This is a genomic window from Prevotella sp. P4-98 (assembly GCF_002251405.1).
GTDB lineage: Bacteria > Bacteroidota > Bacteroidia > Bacteroidales > Bacteroidaceae > Prevotella.
This window is the reverse complement of sequence record NZ_NPJC01000006.1, coordinates 156,117-173,801: the sequence shown is the minus strand read 5'-3', so window position 1 is coordinate 173,801 and position 17,685 is coordinate 156,117. Positions and strand designations below refer to the sequence as shown.

Genomic DNA, 17,685 nt, shown 5'->3' with positions numbered 1-17,685 from the left:
AGCACCTTGATTCCTAAAAATCGACGGTTCGTAAATTCACCCAAGACTGTACTCATAAAAAGTAAGTCTCGCTTCTTGTACTACTACTTCTCTGTTTTATGTAAATCTTTCAAAGAACTCTTCCTTCAGTGCTTGTCACCAGTTTTGTGGTGAAAGCGAATGCAAAGGTACGCACTTTTTCGATACCACCAAAGAAAATCCATGTTTTTTTTCATTTATACGCATCATTTTTCCATTTCTTTTACATCATATTTTTCTACACCTTATTATATATATGCACTCTTAAACTTTTGCCGTACGTTTTGTACATTGGAATAGGTTCGTGAAGTGGCTTAACATTTGGAGGTTAAATAAAAGAAAATTGGAGCAGAAGGAGGCAATGGATAAGTTTTTCTCTTAGGCTGTGTTCGGGATGTGTTCGGGATGTGTTCGGGATACGTGAGAACTTCATTCTTATCAAAAGCGTCTATCGAATTATTGTAATGTTTCCCAAGTAAGTTTGATATAAGTCCGATGCAAGTCCCTTTTTTAGCGAACGATATTGGATCTTAGTGGGGACTATCATGAAAATTAGACTTATATAGTCTTGATAGAATTTAAGTGAAGAAAAACAAAGATCCCACTTTAAAAGGTCAGACCTGTTTTAAAGTGGGATCTATTAGATATTATCTTTTTATTCTCTTTTTCCAAAAATACGGAGAAGATATAAGAAAAGATTAATAAAATCGAGATAGAGTGACAATGCTCCGAGTAAAGCTATTTTTTGCGCTGATTCTCCAGCATCTGGAGCTTGTGCAAGCATTATTTTTATTTTTTGGGAATCGTATGCTACCAATCCTACAAATATTAATACTCCGGCATAGGTGATGAAGAGTTCCACTCCTGTGCTTTTAAGGAAGAATACGTTTACGAGTGTGGCAATGATTATTCCCACGAGAGCCATCATCGCCAAGCGTCCTAATGATGTAAGATCTTTCTTTGTCGTATAACCAACAACTGCCATGACAGCAAATGTTCCTGCCGTAACCAAGAAAGTAGAAGCAATAGACGATGCTGTATAGATAACGAATATACTAGAGAACATAGCTCCGTTGATAACGGAATATAGTATAAACAAAAGTGTGGCTGATGTAAGCGACAATCTGTTTATGGCAGCACTTACTCCTATAACAATGGCAAGTTGAGCAATTACCATTCCCCACAACAACATTGGGTTGGAATAAATTGTCATGAGTACACCAGGACTTGTAGCTACGGCATATGCTGTGAATCCTGTAATTGCCAAGGCAAAAACCATCCATGTATAGACTTTACGCATCAGAGCAGGAAAGGCCGAAGAAACTTCCCATTGTCGCTGATATGCGACGCGATCATTTTCAAAATAATTGTTATTCATATTCGTTTTGTATTTATTCGTTTGCAAAGTTAGTCATTTTTTTCGCTAATTGCAGCATCAATAATATTAAAAAAAACAAAGGAAGTTGGTAGTTTCTTCATTTTTTTCTACTTTTGCAGTTAAATAATCCATAATTTAATAAAATAATGAAACGATATATTTTTTTTGCGCTGTATTTCATCCTTGCACTGGCTCATGAAGTCAATGCTCAGACCATTAGCTTCCCTCATCCATGGGCGCATAAGCGCGTGGCTTATTTTGGTGATTCAATTACTGACCCCAACAACGATGGTTCTAAATTGAAGTTTTGGAATTTTCTAGAGGACTGGCTCGGTATTACACCTTATATATATGGTGTCAGCGGTCGTCAATGGGACAACATTCCCACCCAAACAGAAAAGTTGCATCAAGAACATGGTGATTCGGTTGACGCCATCATCATTTTCATCGGTACCAACGACTTCAATGCCGGTGTTCCCATTGGAGAGTGGTATGACATCAAAGAAGAACAAGTCATGGCAGGCATACACGAGCCCAAGCACATGGTAACTCGTAAACGTATGTATCCTATAATGGATAAATCGACCTATCGTGGACGAATAAACATCGCCCTCGACAAATTGAAGCGCACCTACCCTACCAAACAGATAGTATTACTCACTCCAATTCATCGGGCAGGTTTTTATCGTAATGAAAAGAATTGGCAACCTACAGAAGATTATTACAACCTCTGTGGTGAGCCCTTTCAGCGTTATGTAGAATCAGTAAAAGAAGCCGGTAATATCTGGGCCGTTCCTGTTATCGATCTCAACTCACTTTGTGGTCTATTCCCCATGATGGACGAATATACTACATACTTTAAGGACAAGGAGGTTGACAGACTGCATCCCAATGATGCGGGTCATCGTCGAATGGCTCAAACTCTTCTTTACCAACTGAGTACTCTCCCTTGCACATACTAAACAAACAATAATAAACAAGCACAATTCTTTTATGAAAATCGGACTATTCATCCCCTGCTATGTAGATGCCGTTTATCCGGAAGTTGGTGTTGCAACTTACAAACTGTTGCGCCATCTAAATCTGGATGTCACCTATCCACTCAAGCAGACCTGTTGCGGACAGCCCATGGCCAATGCCGGTTTTGAAAACGAAGCCGTTCCTTTAGCCAAAAAGTTTGAAGACAAGTTTAAGGAGTTTGATTACGTCGTAGCTCCCAGTGTATCATGTACCGCGTTCATTAAGCTCAACTACCCAAGGTTGTTGAAAGGAAAGCACGAATGTCAGACGTCTGACAAGATTATGGACGTTGTAGAATTCCTTCACGACGTAGTCAAGGTCAATCAGCCCTTAGGAACATTCCCACACAAGGTAAGCCTCCACAACTCCTGTCATGGTGTACGTGAACTGGGCCTTTCTTCCCCATCAGAAGAGCACGTCGCTCCATTCAACAAAATCAAAGACCTTCTTCAATTAGTACAAGGAATTGATGTTGTAGAGCCTGACCGTCCAGATGAATGTTGTGGCTTCGGAGGAATGTTCTCCGTAGAAGAGACCGCAGTGTCAACGCAAATGGGCATAGACAAAGTTGAACGTCATATTGCGACCGGTGCGAAATATATTACCGGTGCCGACTGTTCTTGTTTGATGCACATGGCCGGAATTGCCCGTAAACAAGGCAAAGACATACAATTCAAACACGTTATTGAGATTCTTGCCTCAGGCCTTTAACAAGACTTTATGTATTCCTATTAAAACGCATGCACTATGAGTACATCACATTCAAAAGCAGCCAAAGAATTCTTAAAAAACCAAGAATATGCAAAGTGGCACGACGCCACATTTTGGTCAGTTCGCACCAAACGCGACAAGATGGCCTATGGACTTGAAGAATGGGAGCAATTACGTGAGAAAGCTTCAGCTATCAAGCGTCACACCTTGACCCATCTTGACGAATATCTAGATCAGTTTGCCACCAATGCTGAGAAGAACGGAGTTATTGTACATTGGGCGAAAGATGCCAATGAATTCAATGAGATCGTCTATGATATCTTGAGCAGCCACCATGTTAAGAAGATGGTGAAATCAAAATCAATGCTCACGGAAGAATGCGAGATGAATCCCTATTTGGAAGCACGTGGCATAGAAGTAGTAGAAACCGACCTTGGTGAGCGCATTATCCAATTGAAAGGTCAGAAGCCGAGTCATATCGTAATGCCCGCTATTCACCTGAATCACAACGACGTAGGTGAATTGTTTGAAGAAAAGCTCAATTCAGAGAAAGGAAACCACGATCCCACGTATCTAACCTATTGTGCCCGATTGAGTTTGCGCAATGAGTTTCTTACTGCAGATGCAGGCATGACAGGTGCCAATTTCGGTATAGCCGAAACTGGTGATATAGTGGTGTGTACCAACGAAGGTAATGCAGACATGTCCACTTCCTGTCCGAAACTACATATTGCCGCAATCGGATTAGAGAAAGTCATCCCCAATTACGATTGTCTTGCCGTTTTCCAGCGCATGCTCTGCCGTGCAGGAACAGGCCAACCCACAACAACATACACCAGCCACTTCCGTAAAGCTCGTCCTACAGCTGACAATATGCACATTATCTTAGTTGATAATGGCCGTTCGGAGTGGATAGGCAATCCTACCCATTGGGAATCTTTGAAATGTATCCGCTGTGGTTCATGTATGAACACCTGCCCTGTTTATCGCCGTAGCGGTGGTTATTCCTACAGTTATTTCATTCCAGGTCCTATAGGAATCAACCTTGGTATGCTTCGTGACAGTAAGAAACATTCAGGCAATGTATCAGCTTGTACGCTCTGCAACAGTTGTCAGTCAGTATGTCCTGTCAAAGTAAACCTTGGAGATCAGATATACCTTTGGCGTCAGCAGTTAGATGAATTCGGCACAGCCAATCCACAGAAGAAGTTAATGTGTAAAGGTATGACTGCACTTTACAACCATTCATGGCTTTACAACCTTGCCACGGGCATGGCCTCATGGGCCAATATTCTTCCATCGTTTGTTCTTAACAATGGTCTGAATCCATGGGCAGAAGGTCATAAAATGATGCAATTTCCCAAGAAGCCTTTCCATGAGTTAATTAAGGAATTAGACAAATAACACCCTATCATACAACAGATTATGAGCAACAAGGAAGATATACTTAAGAAGTATCGTTCAAATATTCATGAACGTTTTGAAATGCCCGATCTAAGTGACATCACGCCCATTACTTATAAAGAACCACTTTCGCAATTTATAGAAATGAGCAAGAATGTTGGTGGCAACATCATAGAAGTAAAAGAGAATCAAGATATTAATGCTCTGGTCAAAGAACTCTATCCTGATGCCAAAGAGATTGCCTCCAACCTCTCCGAGATTACCATCGCCACACGAAATCCCGACACAATAGAGAATGCTCAAGCTCTCAACGGGACTGACGTGGGTATAATACGAGGAATGTTTGGTGTGGCAGAAAACGGATGCATTTGGATTCCTCAGCAAATGAAAGAAAAAGCCGTTTGTTTCATCTCCGAGAATATCGTCATTCTACTTCGTAAGTCTCAGATTGTAAACAACATGCACGAAGCCTACAAGCAGATTGCATTCGACTCGAAATATGATGGTTACGGTACCTTTATTAGCGGTCCATCAAAGACAGCAGATATTGCCCAGGTATTGGTAATGGGAGCTCAAGCAGCACGAAGCGTTACTATTCTTCTGATGCCAGATTGATGTTTGCATCAATGGATACTCCCTCCTAATGAGCTAATGAGGGTCAAAAAAAATCATTCAAGAGGCGGGCAATATGGTCTGCCTCTTTTTCTTTCATCATTGGATAACAAGGCAGACTTAATTCCTGCTGATGAATCAGCTCCGTTATAGGGAATGAACGTTTTAATGCAGGATAACACTTCTGTAGATGTGGGGGAACTGGATAATGGATTACCGTTTCCACATCATGTTCTTTCAAATATGTCTGAAGTTCATTTCGTTTTTCACAAAATAGAGGATAGATATGATAGACAGCCCGAGAAGACATTTTTGCTGTTCGAATCAATGGATTGTTAATCAGTTTATCGTAGATGTTAGCAATATTTCGTCTGCTCTGATTATCCGAATCCAACCATGACAGTTTCACATCAAGAACAGCCGCTTGTATTTCATCTATTCTCGAATTTCTTCCACAGCGTTCAAACAAATACTTCTGGGAACTACCATAATTCCCTAATTCTCTGATTATTTCCGCCAATTGTTCGTCATTGGTTGTAACAGCTCCAGCATCACCTAATGCTCCAAGATTTTTTGTTGGATAAAAACTATGTCCTGCTGCATCTCCCAATGCCCCTGTTTTTATACCATTCCATTCACATCCATGAGCCTGCGCATTATCCTCCACTAATTTCAGCTCGTATTTCTTACAGATTTCAGCAATACGTTTACTATAAGCACACGAACCATATAGATGCACGATCATAACGGCACGTGTTCGTCTGGTAATCGCCTTTTCTATCTGACTTTCATCAATTTGCAACGTTTCGAGATTTGGTTCAACAAGAACAGGAACGAGTCGATTCTCTGTAATAGCCAATAAAGAAGCAATATACGTATTGGCAGGTACGATCACCTCGTCTCCTTCGTTTATCACTCCCATTTCTTTATATGCACGAAGAATCAGCCACAAAGCATCAAGTCCATTGCCACAGCCCACACAATATCGCGTTCCAATATAACGGGCATAATGTCTTTCAAAGCGTTCTGTTGCTTCCCCTCGTAGATACCACCCACTCTGTAAAACAGAATCTATGGCATCATGTAATTGCTCTTTTCTATGGTCAGACAATAATTTCAAATCGCAATATTTCATATCAAAGATTCCATTGGTACGTATCATAACAAATGCTTCTCGCCCCAAATCCTTCTTTTTGATAAGCCAAGGAAGCATTCAACAGGCAACTGTCTGTTGCTGTTGATTTTCCGAAATCAAAATAGTGGCATTCTTGCGGAAGATTTTCCAGAAGGAAATCGAAAAGGCAATCAAGTACGTGTAAACGTTTGCCTTCAGCAGAAGCAGATATATACTGCACATGAACTACATTTCGAGTCATGTACAAAACAGTTCCTCCCATGACACGACCATTAATCTCTGCCACAAAAAGTCTGATTTGTTTTGGAAAAAGATGATGAAGCAAATGTATTTCATCTAACGTATGAACAGGAGATACGCCATATTTTGTCTGTAGATTCTCAGTCAGAATATCCCAAAAATCAGAATAGTTTTCCCCCTCACGAATAACACAACCATGTTGAATTGCTTTTTTAGCTCCTTGTTTACGGATATTCCTCCATGGTAGCAAATGATTTGTGCAGGCGACAGCAGCCACATCACGTCCCACGAGTTGAGCTTTACATACATTATACAAAGCATAAAGATCCTCTTCTGCAGCATACTGATGATAGATCCATGGTACTGGTTTATAGAAGACTGTCCTAAATCCTTGGTTTCGCAGGTAATCATTCATTTCTGCAAACAACACAGATATTCTTTCTGCAGTAGCCTTTTCATCCATTATCAATCCACCGTACGTCAATCCATTATGTGAGCAAAGCGTATCTCCGTCTTTGTGGGCAGGTAACAAAGCGACCAGTCTTCCTTCAAGATAAAACATCAATGAGGCATCCTGAAAACGATCAGCATGATAATCCATATAATGTCTGTCAAAAAGGAACGTAGCATTTTTCGAACGCTCCACAAAAGCATTCCATTTTTCGTATTCAGATGAATGGTAAGGAGTTATTTGGAACATTTCACATACTTCAAAAACTCGTTGTAATCATCAATATAATCTGCGGCATTATAACCTTCTGATGCTAAAACCAAACAAACGGCACCTGGTGAAAATTGATCAAGAGTCACCCATAGTGTCTTATCAATGAACAATCCTTGATAGGGATTATTGAGAAGTATCGTTTTTCGTTCGTAGCCATTATCGAGTGTGACATGACAAGCGCCACTCACAGCAACAAGAAGTTGCTGGAGCCGGCGATGTGCATGTCCTCCCCTACTGCCGTTTTCTGGGACTTCATACAACCAATAAACCCTTTTTATATCAAAGGGCACGTTATCGAAAGCCTCTGCAACGGTGAGGTTTCCCCTTGAATCGGCAATTTTTGGAAGAGTAATCAGTTTAGTGTTCAATTTTTGCATAAGGATCTGTTCCCAGCACAGTCTTTGCCAATCGTTTAGCTTTATTGCGCAAGGCATCAGTATCGGCATCAGTATCACCATAGCATAGGACCACACCCATGCGTCTTCCCGGATGAGCTTCTGGTTTTCCGAAGATACGCACTCGTGTGCATTCCTCTTTTAGTGCATCGACGAGGTTGTAATCAAGTGGACCTTTCTTTTCTATAGGCGAAAGGACTACCGCAGAAGCGCCTGCATGTTCCAGTCTAATATCGGCGATAGGCAAGCCCATGATAGCTCTGAAATGAAGTTCAAACTCCGATAGGTTTGTTGTATGTCCGAGAGTTACCATTCCCGTGTCATGTGGGCGAGGGCTCAATTCAGAGAAAATGACTTCTCCTTGTTTGGTCAGGAAGAATTCCACGCCCCATATTCCGTATCCTGTCAGCGCTTTAGTCACTTGGTCAGCCATATGCTGAGCTTGTGCAAGAGCCTGTTCTGATATTTTATAGGGTTGCCATGACTCGCGATAATCTCCGCTCTTTTGTACGTGTCCGATAGGTGGGCAGAATATTGTTGGAGCGTTTTTCTGTGTCACAGTAAGAAGAGTGAATTCAGATTCAAAATCAATAAATTCCTCAATAATCACCTCTTTTACATCTCCACGACTACCTTCCATAGCATCTTTAAAAGCCTGTTCAAGTTCGTCATCATTGTGTACATAGCTTTGTCCATGTCCAGAAGATGACATTAGTGGTTTTACCACACATGGGAATCCGATTTCGTCTGCAGCTTTTTTAAATTCATCAAATGTTTTAGCGTAAAAATACTTGGCAGTACGAAGACCCAATTCGCGTGAGGCCAGATCGCGGATAGCGCGTCTGTTCATAGTAAAATTCACGGCGCGAGCAGAAGGTACAACTTGAATGCCTTGTTTTTCAAAATCAAAAAGACGTTCTGTACGGATTGCTTCAATCTCAGGAACGATAAGATCTGGTTTATGCTTATTGACGACAGCCGTAAGGGCATCACCATCCAGCATAGAGAAAATCTCTCGCTCATCTGCCACTTGCATGGCAGGAGCATTGTCATAACGATCGCATGCCACCACGTAGGCACCTGCACGCTTTGCGGCAATTACGAACTCTTTACCAAGTTCTCCGCTTCCAAGTAGTAATACTTTCTTCATTAATAATGTTACTGTTAAAATTATGATTGTTGTGAATACATATTGTCATAGTATTTCTGATAGTCTCCCGAGGTCACATTATCGAGCCAGTCCTGATTGTCGAGATACCAGCGTACCGTTTTCTCTATACCCTCTTCAAACTGTAATGAAGGTTCCCATCCGAGTTCTTTCTGCAATTTTGTAGAGTCAATAGCATAGCGCAGGTCATGTCCAGCTCGGTCTGTTACGAAAGTAATGAGATCCATATCTTCTCCTTCTTTACGTCCGAGCAATCTGTCAACGGTTTTAATCACCACCTTGATAATATCGATATTCTTCCACTCGTTAAATCCTCCGATATTATAGGTATCAGCTATTTTTCCTTTATGGAAGATCAGATCAATAGCTTTTGCATGATCTTCCACGAAGAGCCAATCGCGTACATTTTCACCTTTTCCATATACGGGCAATGGTTTGCGATGACGTATATTGTTAATAAACAAAGGAATCAACTTCTCCGGGAACTGATAGGGTCCGTAGTTATTAGAACAGTTTGTCACCACTATAGGCATTCCGTATGTATCGTGGAAAGCTCTAACGAAATGGTCAGAACTTGCCTTCGATGCAGAATATGGAGAGTGTGGGTTATACTTTGTTGTTTCGAGGAAGAACTGTTCTCCGTAAGCCAGATGGTGCTGTGCAGACGAAGCTGTTGTAGTATATGGTGGTTTGATACCCTCTGGATGTGTCAGTTCAAGAGCTCCATACACTTCGTCGGTAGAAATGTGATAGAATCGTTTTCCTTCATATTTTTCGGGCAATGACTCCCAATAGAGTTTTGCAGCCTGAAGTAGCGCGAGTGTTCCCATCACATTGGTTTGTGCAAATGTAAATGGGTCTTTGATAGAGCGATCCACGTGACTTTCTGCGGCAAGATGAATGATGCCATCGACATGCTTTTCTTGCATGAGTTTATAGAAGGCGTCGAAGTCGCAGATGTCCATTTTCACAAACTCATAGTTAGGTTTATCTTCCACATCTTTAAGATTGGCCAGATTACCTGCATAAGTGAGTTTATCGAGGTTGATGATGTGATACTCAGGATACTTGTTCACGAACAGGCGCACTACATGGCTTCCTATAAAGCCTGCGCCACCAGTAATGACGATTGTTTTCATATCTATCTGCTTCCTATGGTTTATAAATGATGACCAAGAGTGATGACCTCACAGTCTTTAAATTCATTTTTATCTATGGTCAGTCTGACCAGTGTGCGTTCCTTGTGCCAACCTTGTTGTCCGGCAGCACCAGGATTGATGTGTAAGAGACGAAGTGTCTTATCGTATTTCACTTTAAGGATGTGTGAATGTCCACTGATAAACAATTGTGGCGGTGAGGCATAGATTTGTCCTCTTATGCTGGCATCATAGTTGCCAGGATACCCACCTATATGTTTCATAAGCACTTCCACATCTTCACATTTCCATCTCAGCACTTCAGGGTACATCAGTCTTAGGTCTCCTCCGTCGCAGTTTCCGCAAACAGCCCGTAACGGTCTGAAAGCCGCTAATTTTTCTGCCACTTCTACCGAGCCAATATCTCCAGCGTGCCATATTTCGTCACACTCTTCGAAATAGGTAAGATATTTATCATCCCAATAAGAATGTGTGTCACTGATGATTCCGATTCTCTTCATATTTCTTTTTGTTTCAATCGAGGTCGAGATATTTTCTTATGAAGTCAGCAATGATGTGTTCCGTTGCTTGCAATCCAAGTTTTGAAGAGTCGATACAGAGATCATAAGACGAAGCATGTCCCCATTTCTTTCCGGTATAATAATTATAGTATGCAGCACGTTTTGACTCACCGTTTTCAATGAATTTTCGTGCTTCCTCCCTTCCTATATTTTGTTTATGCATCACTTGGTCTATGCGAAAATCCATATCTGCAGTAACAAACACGTTGACGACATTAGGGTAATCACGCAGCACATAGTCAGCACATCTTCCAACAAAGACGCACGAAGACTCTTGTGCTGCCTTTCTTATAGCATCGCTTTGAAATTTGAAGAGATTCTCTTGCGAGAAGTCGTTGCTGTACATGTTATTATCCCCCATGTGAGGTGCATGCAGATGAAAGAGTGTTCGCAGAAATCCACGTTGTTCATCATTCTGTTCGAAGAATTTTTCGCAGAATCCACTTTCCTTGGCAGCCAGGTTAAGCAATTCTTTATCGTAGTATTTCGCATTGAAATCCATGGCGAGCATACGTGCGATGTCGTGTCCGCCACTACCGAGTTGTCGGCCTACGTTGATGATGATTTTATTGTTGAGCATTTGTTCTAAGTTTTTTCTTATAGGTTTCCATTGTCACCCACGTCACAATAAATGCAATTCCATCACTAGCAGGTAGTGCAGCCCATACTCCGTCTATTTTAAATATCGGTGGTAGGATAATGAGTAGTGGCACGAGGAATAGCATTTGTCTCGACAAGGAGAGAAGCATGCTGATTTTTGCTTTTCCTATCGATTGGAAGAAACAGGTGACCACCATCTGGTATCCTATCAAGGGGAATAGGAGCATATTAACCCTAATAGCTTGTATGGAATGATTGATGAGTGTTTGGTCAGAAGTAAAGAGTCTGGCGCAATAGTATGGCAACAGTTGTCCTGTAACCCATCCTGCCACAACCACTACTGTTGCAGCAAGCATTGCCAATCTTACTACGTGTATGAGTCTGCTATGGAGTTGTGCACCATAATTATATCCAGCAATGGGCTGCAATCCCTGCTTGATTCCCATAACAATCATCACAAAGATAAAGGCAATTCTATTAGCGATTCCATAGGCTCCAACGGCCATATCCCCACCGTAGCGTACCAATGCTGTATTGATGAAGATAACCACAATACAAGCACAAGCATTCATGGAGAAAGGAGAAATACCAATAGCCAGAATATTCTTGATGATATCCGCTCTCAACCGATATGTTCCCCTTTTAAAGTGGAGCATTTCTTTAGGATTGGAGAAGATGGACAGTTGCCAACATAGTGCCAGCATCTGTGCTAAAATTGTTGCCAATGCTGCTCCTCGTATGCCCATATCAAATACCCAGATGAATATGGGGTCCAGAATCGTGTTGATAACAACCGTAAATATGGTTGCATACATGGCCTGTTTGGGTTTCGAAGCTGCCCTCAGCAAGGCATTAAGTCCGAAATACAGATGCGTTGCCACATTTCCCACTAAGATAATCTGCATATATTCACGTGCATATCCTATAGTGTTCTCTGTTGCACCGAAGAAATAAAGGATAGGGTCAAGGAACAAGAGGCATACGGCTCCGAATAGGATTCCCGTAATAATTTTCAGAACGATAGCATTTCCCAAAAGCAGCTCTGCGGTCTTATAGTCTTTCTGTCCAAGTTTCACAGAGAGATAGGTGGACGCTCCCACACCAATGGCAGCTCCTACCGCTCCCGACAGGTTCATAAAAGGAAATGTGATTGCCAATCCCGAAATAGCCATAGCTCCTACACCTTGTCCTATGAATATGGAGTCAACCATATTGTAGAGACTGGAGGCGGTCATTGCCACAATGGCAGGTAGCGCATATTGCATAAGCAATTGTCCTACAGGTTTGGTTCCAAGTTCAAGGGTCGCTTGTCTATTATCCATTCGTTTATATTTTGTGCAAAGATAGTGCAATTCGAGCAGAATACCAAATTTTGGAGCAGCGAAAGCAGAGTAACAATACATTTTTACTCTGTTGAGTCGCGACATAATAAGCCAAAGGCAAATTTTGGAGCAGCGAAAGCAGAGTAACAATACATTTTTACTCTGTTGAGTCGCGACAAAATAAGCCAAAGGCAAATTTTGGAGCAGCGAAGGCAGAGGGAAAATACATTTTTTAAGTTTTGTGAACAAACATCTGTCTTGCTTATTCTCTACGAACACCTGCATCCCGAACACATCCCGAACACATCCCGAAAGCAATAAGACAACCCAAAAGCCACTCTAAAGTATAATATCCATTCACACTTAAGAAAGAGCAATTCATTTTTTTACTATGTCGAAAAGCGACAAAACAATCCAAAGGCAACCAACAAGCGACGTCTTCAACGGAAAAACGAACATTTTTTTGGCAGTTTCCCCATTTCTTCGTAACTTCGCAACCTAAAAGAAAATAGGATTGAAACATGCGAATCACTCTGTTGACATTGTTAACGGTAATATGTTGCATCACCACAACGGCAGCAACAACACAGGCCAGCGCCAAGCGGATCAGAAACAAGGTGTGTCCGGCTTATATCTACCGTATCACGTTGACAGACAAAAACAAATCACCCTACTCCATCGACCATCCGTCACGTTTTCTTTCCCGTCGAAGCATTGAACGCCGTAAGCGCCAAGGACTTGCCATCGATTCTACCGATCTTCCAGTCAGTCCACATTATATTAGAGCAATCGAAAACCGCCAGACCGCCGTTATCGGACAAAGCCGATGGAACAACACCGTTCTTGTTGAAATGCGCGACACTTCCGACATCCAGCGCATCCGCCATCTTCCCTTTGTCAGCAATTGCCGAAACGTATGGCAAGCCCCCGACTCCATCGAGCCGACTGCCATCCGAACAAAATTCCACGATTCTTTTCTACCTAACGACTCTATTCCCGACACCATGTACGGTCGCGCAGCAGATCAGATTCAGACCACCAACGGCCAAAGACTTCACGACATCGGCTATCGTGGTGAAGGACTGACGATTGCAGTCTTAGACGGAGGATTCAAAAACGTCAATCGCATACCTGCCTTCTCGAAGGTTGACATCAAAGGCACACGTGATTTCGTATTTCCAAACTCACCGTCGGTCTTCTATGAGACTGACCACGGCACACGCGTTCTATCCACCATGGCCATCAATACACCTTATTATTATATAGGAACAGCCCCTCAGGCTTCTTATTGGCTTCTGCGCTGCGAAGACCCGCAGTCAGAACAAGAAGTAGAGGAAGACTATTGGGCAATGGCAGTAGAATTTGCCGATTCGGTAGGATGCGATCTCATCAACTCATCCCTTGGCTATCATCAATACGACCACGGTATCGGGTCACATCAACTCTGGCAACTCGACGGCCACTCAACATTCATCAGCCGTACTGCATCAATGGTCATCGGAAAAGGTATTATCCTTGTCAATTCATCGGGCAATACGGGTATGGGAGGCTGGAAGAAACTTACCTTTCCTGCTGATGCTGAGGACTGTCTCACCGTAGGCGCTGTTACGGAGGAACTCGGAAACGCTCCTTTCAGCGCAGTAGGTCCCACACAAGACGGACGCATCAAACCAGATGTTGTGGCCATCGGAAGTCCCGCAACCATTGTTACAGGACGTGGAACCATTGCCCAGGATATGGGCACCTCCTTTGCCTCACCCATCATTTGCGGCCTGACCGCCTGTTTGTGGCAAGCCTTACCGAAACTGACCGCGAGGCAGATTATACAACTCATTCGTCAGACCAGTCGCAATAGCGAACACCCCGACAACATCACCGGCTACGGACTTCCAAACTTTTGGCGAGCCTATATGGTAGGGCGCATCCAACAGAAATCTGATCAGCCATCCCAAACGGAATAGAATTATGGAGCAAAGCCACCATTTCTCACTATATGCACTCAACGCATTAGTCCACGAAGCCGTCAGCAACGCCTTACCCGATGAGTATTGGGTAGAGGCAGAATTGGCAGAATGTCGTGAGCGCAATGGACATTGCTATATGGAACTGGTAGAAAAAGACGAGCGCTCCAATTCGCCCATTGCCAAAGCATCTGCCAAATGTTGGCGACAGACCTGGACACTACTCCATGCTACGTTTCTTCGAGCCACAGGACAACCGTTACGCGCTGGCATGAAAGTACTGTTGCGAGTCTATCCACAATTCCACGAAGCCTATGGCTTTTCCTGGATTGTCAGCGATATTGACCCTACCTACACCATCGGAGATTTAGCACGTCGCCGACAAGAAATTATCAAGACATTGAAAGTCCAAGGAGTTTTCGACCTCCAACGCGAACTACGTCTGTCTCCCTTTGCTCAGCGCATTGCCGTTATCTCGGCAGAATCGGCAGCAGGCTACGGAGACTTCTGTCGGCAATTGCTCGACAACGAATACAACCTTCAATTCCACACCGAGCTCTTCCCTGCCATCATGCAAGGCGAACGCGTAGAACAAAGTGTCATCCAGGCACTCAACCTCATCAATAACCGTATCGACGACTTCGATGCGGTAGTCATCATCCGCGGTGGAGGAGCTACCAGCGACATGAGCGGTTTCGACACCCTTCCGTTGGCAGAGAACGTTGCCAACTTCCCGTTGCCCATCATCACAGGTATCGGTCACGACCGCGACGAATGTGTGCTCGACATGGTGAGCCATACCAGAGTAAAGACTCCAACAGCCGCAGCCACACTACTGATAACCCACCTTTGCAACACCTTACAACAGGTGGCTGATGCAGAAAATGTCATTGCACATTATGCACTAGACCGACTGCAGCGCCATCGACTGCAACTGGAACATATCACCACGCTTCTACCTCATCTGGCGCAACGCCTTATGACAGAAGCACACCACAGCCTGGAGCGCATCCAACTCAAACTGGAAGGCTACGACCCACAGTTACTTCTCCAACGCGGTTACAGTATCACGCTCCACAACGGACAGATTGTCAAGAGCCCCCAAGACGTTAAATCCGGTGACGAGATAGAGACACGACTGAAACAAGGAACCATCAAATCCATCATACAATGAATCATCCCCAAAAATATGAAGAAGCCTTTGCACGGCTTCAGGAAATCGTCCGTAAAATGGAGGGCGGCCAACTGGACATCGACCAGATTACCGCCCACATGAAAGAAGCCCAAGAACTCATCACGCTTTGCAAGAAACGGCTCACCGAAACGGAAAAGGAGATAGATAAACTCACCCAAGCCGAGAAATAATCGATAAAGATGAGCATTTTGAGCAACAAAAGCATCGAAATTATTGCAAAACTTAACAAAAATGATTAAATTTGCAAGCACAACTGTCAAACATATAAAGATATGAAACAATTAGATTGGGCTAATCTGCCTTTCGGTTACATCAAGACCGACTACAATGTACGCTGTTACTATCGTGACGGTAAGTGGGGCGAAATAGAGGTTTGCTCCGACGAGTATCTCAACCTGCACATGGCTGCCACCTGTCTGCACTACGGACAAGAGGCCTTTGAAGGTCTGAAGGCTTACCGCTGTCCAGACGGAAAGGTACGCATCTTCCGTGTGAAGGACAATGCCGAGCGTCTGCAGAGCACTTGTCGCGGTATTCTCATGCCCGAACTTCCCACCGAACTCTTCACCGAAATGGTCAAAAAGGTGGTACGTCTCAATCAGGAATGGATTCCTACCTATGAGAGTGGCGCAACACTCTACATCCGTCCATTGCTCATCGGTACCAGTGCACAGGTTGGTGTACATCCTTCAAAAGAATACTGTTTCCTGATTTTCGTAACTCCCGTAGGCCCATATTTCAAGGGTGGTTTCTCTGCCAACCCCTACGTCATTATACGCGACTACGACCGTTCTGCTCCTCTTGGCACAGGAAAATACAAGGTGGGTGGCAACTATGCTGCATCCCTCTTTGCCAACAATCTGGCACACGAGAAGGGTTACGCCTGCGAATTCTATCTCGATGCTAAAGAGAAGAAATACATTGACGAGTGTGGTGCCGCCAACTTCTTCGGCATCAAGAACAACACCTACGTCACTCCGAAGTCAACCTCTATTCTTCCCTCTATCACCAACCGTTCACTCATGCAGTTGGCCGAGGATTTAGGCATGAAGGTTGAGCGCCGTCAGATTCCCGAAGAGGAGTTGGAGACATTCGAAGAGGCAGGTGCTTGTGGAACAGCAGCAGTTATCAGTCCCATCAGCCATATTGATGACCTCGACACAGGCAAGGTTTATTCCTTCGGCGACAAACCAGGTCCTTGGTCTGAGAAACTCTTCAACCATCTGCGCGACATCCAGTATGGTATTGCAGAAGACAAGCACGGATGGACTACTGTAGTCATCGAATAATATCATTCACGCTAAAGTCTGCTTAGGCAGCACTTCAGCTGAAAGGATGTTTATTACATCCATCCTTGTTCATAAAATCTCCGTCGGGCCGTGAACATTCTCGGCCCGACATTATCATAAAACATAACACAAAGAAAAAAAATGGGATACATCGTAAATTGTAAAGAGAGAGCCATTAGCAGTCTTGAACACAAATGGGGCGAGAGCGCCATTCTTGTCCTCATATATCTCCTTATCGGTGGTACTGTAAGCTGTGGCACAGGATTGCTGATGCCTACTACATCAGAAATAACATCATCGCTTACCAGCAACATCTTTTCTCTTTTACTCATCCCTATGTCATGGGGCGTGACCATCACCTTTTTGGAAGTATCACGTGACATGAAAGTAAACTACGGAAACCTGACTAAGGGTTATCACGATTTCACACGCATCTTCTTGACAATACTCCTCAAAGGTATCTATACCTTATTATGGTCTTTGTTGCTTATCATACCAGGCATCGTCAAGAGCTACTCCTATGCCATGACCGAATTTGTCCTTGTCGACCGTCCTGACTTGGCTTACAACGAGGCCATTGAGGAAAGCATGCGACTGATGCAAGGCAACAAATGGCGCCTCTTCGTACTCGACCTGAGTTTCCTTGGATGGGCATTGCTCTGCATCCTCACCTTGGGAATCGGTTATCTTTTCTTAGCTCCATACATGGAAGTGGCACATGCCCATTTCTATGCCGACCTGAAAGCCGACGACCAAGAGTTTTCAGATGATACCATTACCATCGAAACAATATAAT

Annotated in this window: 18 protein-coding genes; 9 read left to right on the top strand and 9 right to left on the bottom strand. The window is 43.4% G+C overall.

Going from position 1 to position 17,685, the window contains the following annotated elements:
• Positions 1-673: 673 nt before the first annotated feature.
• A complete protein-coding gene (locus CIK96_RS01600) occupies positions 674-1,396 on the bottom strand; it encodes a Bax inhibitor-1/YccA family protein (protein WP_094439245.1) in 723 nt (240 codons plus the stop codon).
• A gap of 146 nt (positions 1,397-1,542) precedes the next feature.
• On the opposite strand from CIK96_RS01600, the gene CIK96_RS01595 reads away from it, so the two are divergent.
• Genes CIK96_RS01595 through CIK96_RS01580 form a run of 4 tightly spaced genes read left to right on the top strand, consistent with a single transcriptional unit; the run spans position 1,543 to position 5,146 of the window.
• Positions 1,543-2,358 carry an SGNH/GDSL hydrolase family protein gene (locus tag CIK96_RS01595; protein WP_094439243.1) on the top strand — a complete coding sequence of 272 codons (816 nt, stop codon included), beginning with the start codon at positions 1,543-1,545 and terminating at the stop codon, positions 2,356-2,358.
• 31 nt (positions 2,359-2,389) lie between these two features.
• The gene (locus tag CIK96_RS01590) at positions 2,390-3,127 is read left to right on the top strand and encodes a (Fe-S)-binding protein (protein ID WP_094439241.1); all 738 of its coding nucleotides are present in this window, start codon (positions 2,390-2,392) and stop codon (positions 3,125-3,127) included.
• 36 nt (positions 3,128-3,163) lie between these two features.
• The gene (locus tag CIK96_RS01585; protein WP_094389460.1) at positions 3,164-4,531 is read left to right on the top strand and encodes a lactate utilization protein B; all 1,368 of its coding nucleotides are present in this window, start codon (positions 3,164-3,166) and stop codon (positions 4,529-4,531) included.
• A gap of 21 nt (positions 4,532-4,552) precedes the next feature.
• The gene (locus tag CIK96_RS01580) at positions 4,553-5,146 is read left to right on the top strand and encodes an LUD domain-containing protein (RefSeq protein WP_094389459.1); all 594 of its coding nucleotides are present in this window, start codon (positions 4,553-4,555) and stop codon (positions 5,144-5,146) included.
• A gap of 43 nt (positions 5,147-5,189) precedes the next feature.
• Here CIK96_RS01580 and CIK96_RS01575 read toward each other — a convergent pair whose 3' ends face one another.
• The 8 genes from CIK96_RS01575 to CIK96_RS01540 are packed head-to-tail and all read right to left on the bottom strand — an operon-like array spanning position 5,190 to position 12,444.
• Positions 5,190-6,305, bottom strand: a complete 1,116-nt coding sequence (locus CIK96_RS01575; RefSeq protein WP_173815659.1) for a DegT/DnrJ/EryC1/StrS aminotransferase family protein — start codon at positions 6,303-6,305, stop codon at positions 5,190-5,192.
• Positions 6,280-7,218 (bottom strand): GNAT family N-acetyltransferase, encoded by a 939-nt coding sequence (locus tag CIK96_RS01570; protein ID WP_094439239.1) that lies wholly within the window; start codon positions 7,216-7,218, stop codon positions 6,280-6,282. The genes CIK96_RS01575 and CIK96_RS01570 overlap by 26 nt, the downstream gene beginning before the upstream one ends.
• Positions 7,206-7,619, bottom strand: coding sequence for an FdtA/QdtA family cupin domain-containing protein (locus tag CIK96_RS01565; RefSeq protein WP_094447328.1), 414 nt, complete (start codon positions 7,617-7,619; stop codon positions 7,206-7,208). Before CIK96_RS01565 ends, CIK96_RS01570 begins: the two co-directional genes overlap by 13 nt.
• The gene (gene purT, locus CIK96_RS01560; RefSeq protein ID WP_094389456.1) at positions 7,600-8,787 is read right to left on the bottom strand and encodes a formate-dependent phosphoribosylglycinamide formyltransferase; all 1,188 of its coding nucleotides are present in this window, start codon (positions 8,785-8,787) and stop codon (positions 7,600-7,602) included. The genes CIK96_RS01565 and purT overlap by 20 nt, the downstream gene beginning before the upstream one ends.
• Positions 8,788-8,807: 20 nt before the next feature.
• Entirely contained in the window at positions 8,808-9,944 is a 1,137-nt protein-coding gene (locus CIK96_RS01555; RefSeq protein ID WP_094389455.1) for a dTDP-glucose 4,6-dehydratase, read from the bottom strand.
• Between the two features lie 20 nt (positions 9,945-9,964).
• Entirely contained in the window at positions 9,965-10,462 is a 498-nt protein-coding gene (locus CIK96_RS01550) for a metallophosphoesterase (protein WP_094389454.1), read from the bottom strand.
• Positions 10,463-10,475: 13 nt separating this feature from the next.
• Entirely contained in the window at positions 10,476-11,102 is a 627-nt protein-coding gene (locus tag CIK96_RS01545) for an AAA family ATPase (RefSeq protein WP_094389453.1), read from the bottom strand.
• The gene (locus CIK96_RS01540) at positions 11,089-12,444 is read right to left on the bottom strand and encodes an MATE family efflux transporter (protein WP_094439237.1); all 1,356 of its coding nucleotides are present in this window, start codon (positions 12,442-12,444) and stop codon (positions 11,089-11,091) included. The genes CIK96_RS01545 and CIK96_RS01540 overlap by 14 nt, the downstream gene beginning before the upstream one ends.
• 521 nt (positions 12,445-12,965) lie before the next feature.
• Between CIK96_RS01540 and CIK96_RS01535 the strand changes: the two genes are divergently transcribed.
• The 5 genes from CIK96_RS01535 (at position 12,966) to CIK96_RS01515 (ending at position 17,684) form a co-directional block, all read left to right on the top strand.
• Positions 12,966-14,405 carry a S8 family serine peptidase gene (locus CIK96_RS01535; protein WP_094439234.1) on the top strand — a complete coding sequence of 480 codons (1,440 nt, stop codon included), beginning with the start codon at positions 12,966-12,968 and terminating at the stop codon, positions 14,403-14,405.
• A 4-nt stretch (positions 14,406-14,409) separates the two neighbouring features.
• Complete coding sequence (gene xseA / locus CIK96_RS01530) at positions 14,410-15,579, top strand: exodeoxyribonuclease VII large subunit (RefSeq protein WP_094439231.1); 1,170 nt, start codon at positions 14,410-14,412, stop codon at positions 15,577-15,579.
• Positions 15,576-15,770: an exodeoxyribonuclease VII small subunit gene (xseB, locus tag CIK96_RS01525; protein ID WP_094389449.1), complete on the top strand. Its 195-nt coding sequence runs from the start codon at positions 15,576-15,578 to the stop codon at positions 15,768-15,770. The genes xseA and xseB overlap by 4 nt, the downstream gene beginning before the upstream one ends.
• A 69-nt stretch (positions 15,771-15,839) precedes the next feature.
• Positions 15,840-16,889, top strand: a complete 1,050-nt coding sequence (locus tag CIK96_RS01520; protein WP_256387341.1) for a branched-chain amino acid aminotransferase — start codon at positions 15,840-15,842, stop codon at positions 16,887-16,889.
• Between the two features lie 141 nt (positions 16,890-17,030).
• Positions 17,031-17,684: a DUF975 family protein gene (locus CIK96_RS01515; RefSeq protein WP_094439229.1), complete on the top strand. Its 654-nt coding sequence runs from the start codon at positions 17,031-17,033 to the stop codon at positions 17,682-17,684.
• The last annotated feature ends 1 nt before the right edge of the window (position 17,685 follow it).